10 protein-coding genes and 6 pseudogenes are annotated in these 14,146 nt (G+C 41.2%); 11 read left to right on the plus strand and 5 right to left on the minus strand.

Annotated elements, in window-relative coordinates; all coding sequences use genetic code 11:
* The first annotated feature begins 2 nt into the window (after positions 1-2).
* Positions 3-950 (plus strand): ArsR/SmtB family transcription factor, encoded by a 948-nt coding sequence (locus tag ABUE36_RS01390; protein ID WP_421017032.1) that lies wholly within the window; start codon positions 3-5, stop codon positions 948-950.
* Here the strand turns inward: ABUE36_RS01390 and ABUE36_RS01395 are convergent.
* Complete coding sequence (locus ABUE36_RS01395; RefSeq protein WP_191982121.1) at positions 899-1,885, minus strand: IS30 family transposase; 987 nt, start codon at positions 1,883-1,885, stop codon at positions 899-901. The genes ABUE36_RS01390 and ABUE36_RS01395 overlap by 52 nt on opposite strands.
* Before the next feature lie 101 nt (positions 1,886-1,986).
* Between ABUE36_RS01395 and ABUE36_RS01400 the strand changes: the two are divergent.
* Together ABUE36_RS01400 and ABUE36_RS01405 are read left to right on the plus strand one after the other, a co-directional pair.
* Positions 1,987-2,892: pseudogene (locus tag ABUE36_RS01400) on the plus strand (plasmid replication initiation protein); the annotation flags it as partial.
* 106 nt (positions 2,893-2,998) lie between these two features.
* The gene (locus ABUE36_RS01405; RefSeq protein WP_065868909.1) at positions 2,999-3,205 is read left to right on the plus strand and encodes a hypothetical protein; all 207 of its coding nucleotides are present in this window, start codon (positions 2,999-3,001) and stop codon (positions 3,203-3,205) included.
* 123 nt (positions 3,206-3,328) lie between these two features.
* On the opposite strand, the gene ABUE36_RS01410 is transcribed toward ABUE36_RS01405, so the two are convergent.
* Positions 3,329-4,104, minus strand: a protein-coding gene (locus ABUE36_RS01410) for an IS5-like element ISLpl3 family transposase (RefSeq protein ID WP_086990003.1) whose coding sequence is annotated in 2 segments (ribosomal slippage) — positions 3,329-3,780 and positions 3,780-4,104 — 777 coding nt in all. Because the reading frame shifts where the segments join, the coding sequence is not laid out codon by codon here.
* 57 nt (positions 4,105-4,161) lie between these two features.
* Here ABUE36_RS01410 and ABUE36_RS01415 point away from each other — a divergent pair.
* The 4 genes and pseudogenes from ABUE36_RS01415 to ABUE36_RS01430 all read left to right on the plus strand — a co-directional run.
* Positions 4,162-4,512, plus strand: a pseudogene (locus ABUE36_RS01415) (hypothetical protein); the annotation flags it as partial.
* Positions 4,513-4,582: 70 nt separating this feature from the next.
* Positions 4,583-5,381, plus strand: a pseudogene (locus ABUE36_RS01420) (IS5 family transposase).
* 7 nt (positions 5,382-5,388) lie between these two features.
* A pseudogene (locus ABUE36_RS01425) lies at positions 5,389-5,649 on the plus strand (divalent metal cation transporter); the annotation flags it as partial.
* 156 nt (positions 5,650-5,805) lie between these two features.
* Positions 5,806-6,714, plus strand: coding sequence for a magnesium transporter CorA family protein (locus ABUE36_RS01430; RefSeq protein ID WP_011178839.1), 909 nt, complete (start codon positions 5,806-5,808; stop codon positions 6,712-6,714).
* Between the two features lie 290 nt (positions 6,715-7,004).
* Here the strand turns inward: ABUE36_RS01430 and ABUE36_RS01435 are convergent.
* The 3 genes and pseudogenes from ABUE36_RS01435 to ABUE36_RS01445 all read right to left on the minus strand — a co-directional run bounded on the left by ABUE36_RS01435 (position 7,005) and on the right by ABUE36_RS01445 (position 8,437).
* A pseudogene (locus tag ABUE36_RS01435) lies at positions 7,005-7,793 on the minus strand (IS5 family transposase).
* Between the two features lie 115 nt (positions 7,794-7,908).
* Positions 7,909-8,187 (minus strand): hypothetical protein, encoded by a 279-nt coding sequence (locus ABUE36_RS01440; RefSeq protein ID WP_421017033.1) that lies wholly within the window; start codon positions 8,185-8,187, stop codon positions 7,909-7,911.
* A 22-nt stretch (positions 8,188-8,209) separates the two neighbouring features.
* Entirely contained in the window at positions 8,210-8,437 is a 228-nt protein-coding gene (locus ABUE36_RS01445; protein ID WP_003555660.1) for a hypothetical protein, read from the minus strand.
* Between the two features lie 250 nt (positions 8,438-8,687).
* Here ABUE36_RS01445 and mobQ point away from each other — a divergent pair, with 250 nt between their 5' ends.
* The 4 genes and pseudogenes from mobQ (at position 8,688) to topB (ending at position 14,026) form a co-directional block, all read left to right on the plus strand.
* A complete protein-coding gene (mobQ, locus tag ABUE36_RS01450) occupies positions 8,688-10,751 on the plus strand; it encodes a MobQ family relaxase (RefSeq protein ID WP_421017034.1) in 2,064 nt (687 codons plus the stop codon).
* Positions 10,752-10,769: 18 nt separating this feature from the next.
* Positions 10,770-11,459: pseudogene (locus ABUE36_RS01455) on the plus strand (conjugal transfer protein TrbL family protein); the annotation flags it as partial.
* A gap of 14 nt (positions 11,460-11,473) precedes the next feature.
* Complete coding sequence (locus ABUE36_RS01460; protein WP_002825296.1) at positions 11,474-11,884, plus strand: hypothetical protein; 411 nt, start codon at positions 11,474-11,476, stop codon at positions 11,882-11,884.
* A 6-nt stretch (positions 11,885-11,890) separates the two neighbouring features.
* Entirely contained in the window at positions 11,891-14,026 is a 2,136-nt protein-coding gene (gene topB / locus ABUE36_RS01465) for a DNA topoisomerase III (protein WP_421017035.1), read from the plus strand.
* Positions 14,027-14,146: the final 120 nt, after the last annotated feature.

The following is a 14,146-nucleotide window of genomic DNA, read 5'->3' on the forward strand; positions in this document are numbered from 1 at the left end:
TAATGGAACTAGATTTATCTAATGAATCTTTACTGGCATATAAGGCATTGGCTAGTCCGGTAAGACTGGATATTCTTAGAAAGCTGTCATATAAGCATTTAAGCGTTCGTGAACTCGCTGAAGAAATGAATCTTAGTAGCACAATTGTTTTGATGCACCTCAATAAACTAGCAGAGGCAGGTCTGATTGAATTTGAACGAGTCGGTCATAACAAGGTGTCTAAGTTAAAGGTTGATCATATCAATGTGAACTTTCCCCAAGAGATTTATACGGCGTTTGATGTTCAAACGACTGATGTGCCGGTGGGACACTTTACTAACTTTTCAGTGAAACCGTCATGTGGTCTGGCCGGAAAAGATAATTATATTGGCAAGGTCGATAATCCGGCATATTTCATGGATCCCGAACGAATGAGCGCGGGGATGATTTGGTGGACAGAAGGATTTGTTGAATATCAGTTTCCCAATTATTTGGCAAGGAACGATACATTGCAGATGTTAGATCTATCCATGGAGCTAGGCTCTGAATTTCCATTTTCTAATAACGTTTGGCCTTCTGACATTACGTTTTCGATTAACGGTCACGCGATCGGCAATTGGACAAGCCCTGGTGATTTCTCTGATACTCGGGGGAAGTACACGCCGTTGTGGGTGCCAGATAATGTTAATCAGTATGGTATTTTAAAAACGGTTCGCGTCACTGATCACGGGAGCTATCTTGACGGACAACCATTCTCCGAAGCGTCGCTAGATGATCTAAAGGTAGACGGTGATACTGTCACAGTTCGTTTTGAGGTTAAAAAGAATGCCAAGAACCGTGGCGGCTGCACGATTTTTGGCAAAGGATTTGGGAACTTTAATCAAGATATCGAAATGAAAATGTTTTATAGGGCGAATTGTCAAACTAAGTGCAACGGTTTGTCAAAAAATACTTCATATGGGGTTTCATAGTTTAACACTTTGCGAGGACGTTGATTTAACTGCTTTTGGCAGTGTTCAACGTCCTGTTCTGTATAATTATCAATATCTGTTCGCTTGGGAAAATATTCCCGGATTAATCCATTTGTATTCTCATTTGTTCCACGCTGTTCAGGCGAATATGGATCGGGCCAATAGACAGTAACACCTAACCTTTCGCTGATTTCATCAAGATGAAGAAATTCGGTCCCATGATCTGGTGTAATAGAATGAACAAATTCTTTAGGAATGGCCCCTAACAGTTCAACTAAGCCTTTATTTATCTCCTGCGAGTCCTTTTGCACAACCTTTTTGATAAGCGTAAGCCGACTAAGCCGATCGACAATCGTTAAAAGGATGGAGTGACCCGTTCGACCAATCACAGTATCAATTTCCCAGTCACCTATACGTTGACGCTGGTTGATAAAACCAGGGCGCTCATGGATCGAGATATAGTCGGTCTGTACTTCTCGATGTCGTCTAGTATTCTTTGAATGCCGAGTCCGATGTTTATGTCTGAGATGGCGCTGAATACCGGTATCACCACGTGAGGAGTACTTCTCACCTAAATTGTGTTGATAGATATGACGGTAAATTGTGTTGTAGCTAACACACCATTGATGTTCCTTATTAAAGCGAGCGGTAATCTGCTCTGGTGACCAGTGCAGATCTAAGATGTAATGAACAATTTGACGGCGTAATTGTGGATGGCTGTCTAATAGCCGCTTCTTGTGACAATTCTGCCGCTTTTGATGATAGTCATTATCTGCTTTGCTTGGGGAATAATTACCTGCACAACGTTTTAACTCCCGTGAAATAGTGCTTGGATTTCGCCCCAGCCGTAACGCAACAGCCCGGATAGATAACCCCTTAGCTCGTAAAAACATAAGTATTTCACGTTCTTTTATAGTAAGATGTTTATAGCTCATACCGGATACCTCGAATTGTTTGATTTGGTCGTTAAACATATTCTACCCGGTATGGGTTTATTTTTTTACTTTGTGTTGCATTTCAATTGTAAATTCGCCTCACAAACGAAGAATTAAAAAAACTATTTGACTGCTCAAATACAAAAATTGCAAAAATTAAAAAAGAGCTTGAAGGTGCTCATTTATTAATGCAGAAAAGAATGGGTTTTCAACCAAAAGCCGGCCGCCAATTACCCAACCGATTGTATTTAGCGGAATTAAAAGTTAATGAAAAAGATGTTTATTTAAGAGAAAAGAATCTAAATAGCTCCCAATCCCTTGATACGAGCAGACTTCCGAAAAACGGAAATCAGCATGAGACCGTTGAATCCCTTGATACAAGCAGACTTCCGAAAAACGGAAATCAGCATGAGACCGTTGGTAACATATCCCAATCCCTTGATACAAGCAGACTTCCGAAAAACGGACACGATCTATATAAAGAACCTAGAAGCTTAGATACTAATAGATACAATATAGATACTCAAAAGTTGGACTTTTCCACAGCCCATTTTTCACCAGCAGAAATTCAAAAGCAAAACCAGGATTTGGTGAACCATGCTAATGACTTCTTAACTGATGAAGACAGTGGCTTACCGGTTTTCTTAGAACCCGAAGCCGTGCAATTACTAAGTTTCTGGTGCCGCACTCCGCAACAAATGCGGCGCTTCATTGGCATTATCTTAAATGCTAAGTACCGAGTTGAAAAAGATCATCAAGATATTGGGGTTCTAATCCCGCTTGACGACGAAGAACTAAAACCTTTGATGACTAAAGCCTTAAGACGCTACTTTAACGCCCTGAGAAGCAATGAGAAGCATATCAAGAACGTGGAAAACTACTTGTACGGCACCATGCAAAACCTATTCGGCGTTTGGTGGAATAAACAAGCGGCTAGAGAATATGCGGCCAAACACCCCGAAGAAGAAAAGTCGGCCGACAACGATAACAGTGGGTTGTACTACTAGTCCTAAAAGACTACAAAATCCTTTCTAAGCGGTTTTAAGACTTACTAGTCTATTTATACTTAAGTTAGATTTAAATGGCTTAAACAGAAGAATAGGGGGCTTTTAAATGAGTGTCAGAGCTAACCAGGCTAACCAGCTCAAAAGTTCAGCCTTTAGGATTGATAAAGATTTGGCCGATGATACCGAAGCAGTTTTAAGCGAAGAAGAAAGAGCTAATTTACGGTTTTTAAAGGCGACCGAAGGGACACCAGTCACCGAGTTCAAAGACGCTAAAGAGGTCGCTGATTGGCTCAACGATCCAGATGAGGACTAATGACTTAGTCAGCCTATACGTTAGTTTTGTAGAAACTAACGGTGGCAAGTCTCGACCAGTTTTAATTCGTCGGGTATCAGAACAGACGGTCGAGGCTTTTAAAATTACTAGTCAGTATGAAAACTACTTAAGTAAGATGCAAATTGAGGCAATGTAGACCGTAGCCAGATAAACATGAGCGAGCTTATCATAACGCGTTGCAATCCTACGAAAGTTCTTCAACTGATTGAAGAAGTTCTCAATCAAATGGCGCTCACAATAAACGTGGTAATCACAGGTCCACTTGTCTTTGGTATTTTCCTTTGGCGGAATGGTATAGACGCCTGCTTTATCTTCAATATACTGGCGAAGTTTCGCGGTGCCATAGGCTTTATCCGCGATAATATTTGATTGAGAAATATCGAAGCCTTCCAGCAACTCACTGGCAACTTGGCTATCATGTACTTGACCACCTGTTAGGCGAAAACCCAAGGGATTCCCTAATCCGTCAACGAGTGCGTGAATCTTGGTCGTTCGGCCACCTCGACTTAGTCCAATAGCTTGATTTTCGACCATACATTCGGCGTTTTTTTTGCCCCAGTGGCCTTTTGATGCGCTCGAACGATCGTTGAATCTAAGCTCAAGTTTTCCATGTCGAGATCGTCAATCAATTCGAGAAAAACCTGTTCGAACAAGCCTGAACTTACCCAGGCTCGGAAGCGACTATACACCGTTTTCCAAGAGCCATAGCGTTCAGGTAGATCACGCCAAGGAGCCCCGCTGCGCATGAGCCAGAGGATAGCGTTGAGGGCGGTACGGTTGTCTAGGCTTGATGGACGGCCAGTCCGGTATGGCGGGAAGTATCCTTTGATTCGGTCCCACTGAGCATCTTCCAGTTCGTATCGTTTAGGTGTTGTCATCGGAATGCCTCGATTCGTTTTTCCTCAGATTATACCTGAATTTTTAGTTTTCAGACAGTCCCTAGTCAGTATGAAAAGAAGTCTCCTTATATCAAGCAACAATATTATCCGATTCAAGATTGGCAATCAGCTGGGTTGAAGAAACCTTCCTGGGTCGATCTTGGTAATATTTATCGCTTTCCCAAAGCCGGTTTAAACTTTAAAGAAATCGGTCATTTAAGTAAGCTAGATCAAAATAAAATTTCAGATTTTACGCTTGACCTAAAATCAAAAAGAAGAGGTAAGGGTCAAAAGATAATTCAACAGCGATCAAGTAAAAGGAAGCACAAAGAAAGTAAAGCAGAGCTTACACAAAGAATTCAAAAACAGTTAAAAGACTTTGCTAAGAAGCTGTCTAAAATCTCTTAAGAAGCTGTTTAGTATCTTTGATTTTGACCCAATAATTTGATAAACTACTGTCAAAAAAGTTGGTGATCATATGCAACATTTTAGTCATCATTACCAAAGCGATATTTCTCGGCAACAATTCGATTTGATCCGTCAGGATCTGGAAGCTTCAAGAAAACGAACTCACCCAAAACACATTGATCCTTATGATATCTTCTGTGCCATGCTCTATGTCCTTAAAAATGGCTGTACTTGGCGTGATTTGCCGGCTGATTATCCAAAGTGGTCCACCGTTTACTACTATTGGATGAGTTGGTCAAAAGCCCCCACCCCTGATAAACCAGCTTTATTAACTCAGGTTTTAAAAAAATTGTCGCTGATCGACGATTAAGGCAAGGGCGGTCAGCCCGAACTTCGTTCGTCATTTTAGATGCCCAAAGCATTAAGAACACCGCTACCGCTGAAAATAAGGGTTACGATGGTGGCAAGAAAATTTCCGGCATTAAGCGCCATTTAGCCGTTGACATCAATGGATTCCCGCAAGCTATCCATATTACCCGGGCTAACATCACTGATCGTGACGGGGCGATTGCACTCGTCACCCTTAATTTAGAGCAGTTTAAATTGGTTCGAACCATGATGGTTGATAGTGGTTATACCGGCCAAAATTTTGCCAATGAGATTAGCAGTTTAACCTCAGCCAAGGTAATCGTCGTTAAAGAAATGAGTTACACCAATTTTCGGTTATCCCCCAACGGTGGCTCATTGAACGTTCATTTAGTTGGTTGGGAAATTATCATCGTTTATGGCGTAACTGTGAGCGTAAGCTCAACACTAGTCTCATGATGGTTTCGTTAGCTTTTATCAGGTTACTTCTCAAAAGCTACTAAACAGTTTCTCACACCAGTTTTGATCTTTGCCATTTACTATCATGGCAATGAGGCTAAGATTGAAGGATTACTGACGGCATCACAAGTGTTCCTGAGTATTGCTTTACCGTTTGCCATCATCCCACTGGTCATGTTCACCAGTAACAAGAAGTTGATGGGTGAGTTCGCCAATCATACTTGGGTCAAGTACGCTGCTTGGTTTGCCACCATTGTGCTGGTAACCTTGAACATCTACTTGATTCTCCAGACGGTTGGCTTGCTGAAATAACCGTTTAAAGACCTTTATAAAAAATAAGTAGGTTTCCGTTATATTCTTTATAAAAGTGTTTAGCAGTTGGGAGTCGTTGACAATTTAAAAATTTGTCTGCGCCTTCTTTTTTTTTAGTCTAAAATAGAGGTTAATAACTAACAGGGGGATTACTAAATGATCAAACCCGAAAAGACAATCAATGGAACCAAATGGATTGAAACGATTCAAATCAATGCCGAAGAACGGGCAACCCTCGAAGATCAGTATGGCATAGATGAAGATATTATTGAGTACGTCACTGATAATGATGAAAGTACTAATTATGTTTATGATATCAATGAGGACGACCAATTATTCATCTTTCTGGCGCCGTATGCCCTCGACAAAGATGCGCTGAGATACATTACCCAGCCATTTGGCATGTTGCTCCATAAGGGCGTTTTATTCACGTTTAATCAAAGCCACATACCTGAAGTCAACACGGCACTTTCCTCGGCATTGGATAATCCCGAGGTTAAGAGCGTCGATGCATTTATTCTGGAAACACTGTTTACAGTTGTTGACAGCTTTATCCCAATTTCTCGCGGCATTACCAAGAAACGCAACTATTTGGATAAAATGTTGAACCGGAAGACGAAGAACAGTGACTTGGTTTCACTTTCATATCTTCAACAGACGTTGACCTTTTTGTCCAGCGCGGTCCAAACCAATCTCAGTGAACTCGATCGTTTGCCAAAGACCCATTTTGGTGTCGGTGCTGACCAAGATAAAATTGATTTATTCGAAGACGTGCAAATTGAAGGAGAACAGGTCCAACGGATGTTTGAGATTGAAACCCAAGTCGTTGACCGAATCGATCATACCTTCAACAGCCTTGCTAATAACAACCTGAACGATACAATGAAATTTTTGACAATTTGGTCACTGACCATGGCTGTGCCAACGATCATTACCGGATTCTATGGGATGAACGTGAAACTCCCCTTAGCCGGGATGCAATATGCTTGGATGCTGACTTTGGGGATTTCTGTCGCCTTGATTGTGGCGATGCTGATTATGCTGAAGGTCTGGCGGAAGATGTGATGGGTGAGTGACTTGCTGCTGGGTGGGGGACTTTTTTGGAATGTGTATAGTTGAGCAGTTATGCTATTTTGAGCACCCTTCGGCTTCTGAAATACGCTCCGACGATCCTGACCCCGGCCACATAAGACAAAAAATCCAGTAACGAACAAAAACCGTTCGCTACTGGATTTTCTGCCTTATGCTCTGGGGTCAACCCGGGTCTTGTCGCGCTCTTATTTTTTACCATTTCTTTACCCAATCAATACCAAGCAAAAACATTACCCTTCTATACTAAAAGTGTTAGAAGCTGTCTAAAATCTCTTAAGTAATAGTGCTAAAAATGCTAAAACGACCATTTGCAGACTGGTGGTTAATTGACGCTCACAATTTTTCCAAAGTCGCCGACAATTCTCTAGCCAACTAAAAGATCGTTCGACTACCCAACGTTGGGGGCATGACTTCGAATCGATGCAACTCATTGCGCTTCGCAACCTGCACGGTTGCGTTTAAATTACTGGCTACATCGAGCTGAAAATTAACGCCTGAATAACCACCATCAACTAAGACATTTTGAACCTGGCGTAAATGCATGGCATGTAAAGCGATCATTGCACTGGCCCCGTCTCGATCAGAGACGTTCGCTCGCGTCATGTGAATGGCCTGCGGAAAGCCATTGATATCAACTGCCAGATGGCGCTTAATCCCCGAGATTTTCTTACCAGCGTCGTAACCTTTGTTTTCAGCAGTAGCGGTGTTTTTGACGCTCTGAGCGTCAACGATAATAAAGGAAGTTAAAGCTGAACGTCCTTGGTAAGTTCGCCGAGCAATGACAATTTTTTTAAAACTTGTTCCAATAAAGAATCAGCCGTAGGTTCAGCTTTAGTTGACCAAATTTTGTAATAGTTGTAAACTGACCGCCATTCTGGGAAATCACCGGGGACTTGACGCCATTGGCAACCGGTTTTCAAGACATATAGGACCGCACAGAAGACCTCGTAGAGGTCATATTTTCGAGGCTTAGTTCGCTTACGAAAATTTTCTAAAGCTGGTCGAATTAATTCAAATTGTTGCCGAGTAATATTGCTGGGATAATTTTTCATAGCTTAAACTCGCTTTTTACATAGAAGTATATCAAAAATCATAGATCTTGGACAGCTTCTAAACACAATCCAGAAATTAAGCCAAAAAACAATCCTGAAAATAAAAACGATCGGCCTAGTTATTAGGTTGATCGGTTTTTAATTTATCCGGTTTATGGGCGTTAACATAGTCAGCAAATGTTTTTAAAAGTTCTTCGGTTTGTTCGACCGAGAGGTCATTAGCTTGAAAGTACTTTTCTAATAAAGCCCCTTTTTGAATTAATCGGCGAGAACGGGCTTTGCGGGCTTGCCGATTTTCATAGTATTTAGATTGCCGTAATTTAAAATCTTCCCGCTCAATTTTTTGTTTTAAACGCGCTTGCTGCTCGACTAGTTTTTCATATTGATTAGACATGGAATTTCCCCATCTCGTATGGCTAATGATCTACGGACTTTACCTTTAAAAATTCAGAAAATTGCTTGGCTAAAAGCTTAATCTGATCGTTAGACAAATTAGCATAATCTAAATTGGCTTGACTGATGATTTGTTTACCTAGCCGTTGTTCAATCTTATTTTTTTCGTCCTTAATTTTTTGATTAAGGGCTTTTAATTTAGCTTCTTGTTTTTCTAAGTTACTTTGAGACATAACGATCCCTCCAATCATATTAGAAATAATCACCGAAACTATATCATATAAGAAACGTTAAGTCAAAGGATAAAAGTTGAAATAGCGAAGCGGAAGGCATACACTAAGTTAAAGTTAAGAGAATCAGCAGGCCGAGTGGAACGAGGTCAATGTGCACTTACACCCCACTAAATACTTGTTGGGTAAATCGCACTAAAGACTTGTATCAGAAGTCGCCGTTGGCGACAACAAAATCAACCAATAGATCCAAATAAAGGCGGTGACTATTATGGCAATTTTTCATATGAGTTTTAGTAATATTAGTGCTGGGAAAGGACGAAGTGCGATTGCCAGTGCCGCTTATCGAAGTGGTGAAAAATTATTTGATGATCAAGAAGGTCGCCACTATTTCTATGCTCGGTCAGTCATGCCAGAGAGTTTTATTTTAACTCCTAAAAATTCACCAGCATGGGCCAGTGATCGAGAAAAATTATGGAACGAAGTAGAAAGAAAAGATCGGCGAGCAAATTCTCGGTATGCGAAAGAGTTTAACGTGGCTTTGCCAGTTGAACTAAGCGAAGATGAACAGAAAGAATTACTGACAAAATATGTGCAAGAAAATTTTGTTGATGAGGGCATGGTAGCCGACGTGGCAATTCATCGCGACCACCCAGATAATCCGCACGCTCATGTGATGTTAACTAATCGGCCGTTTAATTCAGATGGAACATGGGGAATTAAGAGCAAAAAGCAATATATTTTAGATGATAATGGCAACAAAACATATACCGGAACTAGCAAGTACCCTAAGAGTAGAAAGATACTGATGGTCGATTGGGATAAAAAAGAAAAAATAACTGAATGGCGGCACAATTGGGCGGCAAGTGTAAATCAGGCTTTAGAGCAAAAAAACATTCCTGATCGGATCAGTGAAAAATCATTTGTGGAACAGGGAATAGCTGACACACCAATGCAACACGAGGGAATCAATAGCAAACGGCATGAAAGAAAGGCATTTAATCAACAAGTTAAGAACTATCGTAAGTCCAAAGCTGGCTATAAAAATATGCAGGAGAAAGTAGTTAATCGAGGCCACTTGGATAGCCTAAGTAAACACTTCTCGTTTAACGAGAAAAAAGTGGTCAAAGAGTTAAGCCACGAACTGAAAACTTATATTAGTTTGGAAAGTTTAGATGATAAGCGGCGCATGCTATTTAATTGGAAAAACAGTACCTTAATTAAGCACGCTGTTGGTGAAGATGTCACTAAGCAATTATTGACGATTAACCAACAAGAAAGTTCACTAAAAAAAGCAGATGAACTCTTAAATAAAGTAGTTGATCGCACGACTAAAAAACTTTATCCAGAGCTTGATTTTGAACAGACAACCGCGGCTGAACGACGGGAATTGATTAAAGAAACTAATAGTGAACAAACGATTTTCAAAGGCAGTGAATTAAACGAACGTTTAATGAATATTCGTGATGATTTATTGGTCCGACAATTATTGACCTTTACCAAACGGCCATACGTTGGCTGGAAGTTATTAATGCAACAAGAAAAGGAAGTCAAAATCGAGCTTAAATATACGCTGATGATTCATGATGATAGCTTAGAAAGTCTAGAACACGTTGATCAAGGTCTACTAGAAAAGTATTCACCAACCGAGCAGCAAAAGATTACTCGCGCAGTCAAAGACCTACGGGCAATCATGGCCGTTAAGCAAGTCATTAAAACGCAATACCATGAAGTATTGAAAAGGGCCTTTCCCAAAGGCGATTTAGATGGATTGCCATTGATTAAACAGGAACAAGCCTATACAGCCGTGATGTACTATGATCCTGTTTTAAAGCCATGTCAGGCTGAAACAATTGAACAGTGGCAAGCAAATCCACCACAGGTGTTCAGTCCCCAAGAACATCAACAAGGACTAGCTTATTTATCGGGACAGCTTAGCTTAGATCAGTTAGAAAATCATCACTTACAACGGGTTTTAAAGCATGATGGCACTAAACAACTCTTTTTGGGTGAATGCAAAGCCGATCCGACGATTAAGAACAGTCAGATCGAGAAAATCCAAAAGCAGTTAAAAGGGCAACAAGCCAAGGACGACCAGTACAGAAAAGAAAATATCGGACATTATCAACCGCTAAATTACAAGCCAGTTAGTCCAGACTATTACTTAAAGACGGCCTTTAGTGACGCGATCATGACTGTTCTATATGCTCGTGATGAAGATTACCAACGACAAAGACAGGCGCAAGGTTTAAAGAAGACTGAGTGGGAAATGACGAAAAAGCAACGGCAACACCAAACTCGAAACCGGCATGAAGATGGGGGCATGCACTTGTAATCTAAATGTAAAATCAAATCCTTTGCGACATCGTTAGTCGTTGTGGTCGTCCTTGGGCGTATTGTGATGACAATTATAAAAGAGGCGGACGAAAGTACCGATGTGACTTGGGCTAATATCATCATGGACGGGATTAAATCAGCAGCCGTGATTCCGGTTTTCGTGTTTTTACAGGGATTTATTCAAGGTTCAATTACCTTGCCCCTGCTAAAGTATATGTTTAGTTCTGATCAGAAGTTTACTGCTAAATCAATTACCGGCATGAATAAAGTCCCTGGGCTAAAAGATGTTGGCATTTCGCTACCCTTACAGATTTTGTTTCTGCTAATCTTCACTGTCGTAACCGTCGTGTTCTTTATCAAAATGTGTGTGTTTGTGGCTGATATGGCGTGGTATAACCTGACAATTCCTTTAGCTGCAATGAGCATGGCGACTGAAAGCTTTGATTATAGTGGTACGTGGTGGAAGAAGTACATTTATTACAATGCTTCCATTATTAGCCAGGTGCTTTGTATGTCATTATCAGTGTGGTGTTTCACTAATATGGCTAAATACGGGTTTATTGCTTTTATTGCTTCAATCGGATTCGGTTTTCTGGTGGTCAAAACACCTGACGCCGTTAAAGACTTTTGGGCTTCAACCGGTGTGACTAAAAGTGCTGGTATGGGTGCCATGAGAATGTTTCAAAATTATTTCCGTAACCACTAGGAGGAAAAATAGTTATGAAGAAAATCGCACACTGGTTATTGGAAAAAGCCAAAAAAGATATGCGAACCGACCCTTTTGCAACACCTTCACGGCGGACTAAGCTGTCTTACTATTTTGATAACTTAGTTAGCATGGTCTTCTATATAATGGGAATTTACCTCATGTTAATGGATTTATACCAAGAGCTTTTCACGGCGAACCATACCGATTTTTTAGGAACTGCGCTAATGGCCTTAGTTTTACTGCTGGGTGGCTTATTATTCCGTTGGTCAGCCTATGCAGATCTCAAAGCCATCAACCGGTATCAACATTATTTGAAGCAACAATCGATAGAGCAACAACAAGAATTGCGACGTGAAACTTGGTTGAAAGCAGCTGAACAAGGTAAAACAGAATTAGATCAAAAACTTAATCACAAGGAGTGAACGAACATGACCACTGTTATCTTAGCTGAAAAACCCAGTCAAGCCCGTTCATACGTCCAAGCCTTTCAAAAGAGCACAAAAAAACAGGGTTACTATACGGTTAGTGACCCTGTTTTGCCCGAGAATACGCTTGTCACGTATGGTCTCGGACACTTAGTTGAACTAGCCACACCGGATAAATATGATCGGAAATACCAGCAATGGACCCTATCTAATTTACCGATTTTCCCCGATAAATACAAGTTTGAAGTGTCAGCTAGTAAAAAGGACCAATACGGGATCGTCAAAGACCTGTTAACGAAGGCCGATACCATTATTGTTGCCACCGATAGTGGCCGAGAGGGTTCTAATATTGCCTGGTCGATCATGAGCCAAGCCCAGATTGACGTTAAAAAGAAGACCATTAAGCGGCTATGGTTGAATAGTTTGGAAAAAGACGCCATTATTACCGGCTTTAAAAATCTTGGTGACTGGCACCAAGACTATTTGGCGTATAAAGAAGCCCAAACCCGGCAAATTAGTGATTGGTTGATCGGTATGAATGGTAGTCCCTTATATACTTTATTGTTGAGGAAAAATGGGGTGCGTGGGGTGTACTCAATTGGTCGCGTGCAGACGCCAACCTTGTATATGGTCTATCAAAGAGACCAGGCAATCAAAAACTTTAAGCCGGAACCCTATTTTGAACTAAATGCTGAAATTTTAGCCAATCAGCAAAAATTCGTCGCAAAATTGGACCCCTATCAGCGCTTTAAAGATGAAAAAGGTCTACTAGCATTCATGCAAGCTAAAAACGTTCAGAAGGGCTCACAGGACGGTTTAATCAAGGACGTCCAAAAACAGGCTAAAAAGCGTGCTAGTCCCCAACTATTCTCACTATCCAGTCTGCAAAGTGCCATGAATAAACGTTATCACGCCAGCGCCAGCCAAACCTTAGCAGCCATTCAAAGTTTATATGAAGCCAAGTTGTTGAGTTACCCCCGCACCGATTGTGCTTATATCACTGATGAAGAATTTGAGTACTTAGTGGCTAATCTGACGAAGTATCTGGGTTTAGTCTCTAAGCAAGTCGCTGTAACCAATACAACCCCAAATAAACGTTACGTCAATGGGAAAAAGGTTGAAGAACATTACGCCATTATCATGACTAAAGTTGTGCCGACTAAAGAGAAACTAGCCAGCTTACCTAAATTACAGCAACAAGTCTATGACTTAGTTTTAAAAACGACGTTAGCGATGTTTGCTGACCCGTACGAGTACGAAGAAACCACCATTATCACTCAGGTTGGCGACGCCAATTTTAAAGCAACCGGTAAGGTCCCAACTAAGCAAGGCTGGCAAGCTTTATTTGATGATCACAAAGCCGAGCAGCAAGAAGTAGCAACTTTACCGCTCGTTCACCAAGGCGATCAAGTCCAAGCAAATCTGCAAACACCGCAAAAAGAAACGACACCACCGGTACCCTTTACCGAAGGTACCCTGATTACGGCCATGAAGACCGCCGGCAAAACGCTTGATGATGAAGAAGCCCAAGCGATTCTTAAAGATGTGCAAGGCATTGGGACAAGTGCAACCCGGGCCAATGTGCTGGAAGTGTTAAAGAAACGCGGCTATCTCGTCACTGAAAAGAACAAGCTACACGTCAGTGACGCCGGAATTACTTTATGTAAAGCGGTTGAACTCGAACCCTTGCTAACTAGCCCAGAAATGACGGCTAAATGGGAGCAAGCGTTACAACAAATCAGTACCGAAGAACGCACCCCGGATAACTTTTTGAACCAAATCAAAAAGTTCGTAGTGAAATTGATCGCTGATGTCCCAACACAATTAACTGGCAGTGCAGCCATTAAGCAACAAATCAATCACCAACAGCAAGCGCAAAAAGCCGCCGAAGTATTCTTAGAAACACCGCAAGCGACCGTTTTAAATAAACAGAAGTTTTACATTGTGAAGCCCAAGCAAGGTGAAGATTTTACCTTACCTAAGAAATGGAGTAGCAAGACGCTCGGGAAGACCGCAATTAAAGCGTTAGTTACTAAGGGTGAAACCAGCAAATTAAAGGGTTTCAAGAGCAAAAAGGGAAAGTCGTTTGACGCCAAGTTAAAGCTTGACGGCCATAAATTAAGTTTTGATTTTGATTAGAACCTGCCTACCGCCCTGCACTACGTTCCGGTTGGTGAACCCGTCATTTAGGTTCACTTTTACAACCCTAAAAGTAAACCCAAACAACGGGTGAGATTAGCAAAGCAAAGGAGATCATGA

The sequence above is a fragment of the Furfurilactobacillus cerevisiae genome (assembly GCF_048961765.1).
Classification (GTDB): domain Bacteria; phylum Bacillota; class Bacilli; order Lactobacillales; family Lactobacillaceae; genus Furfurilactobacillus; species Furfurilactobacillus milii_A.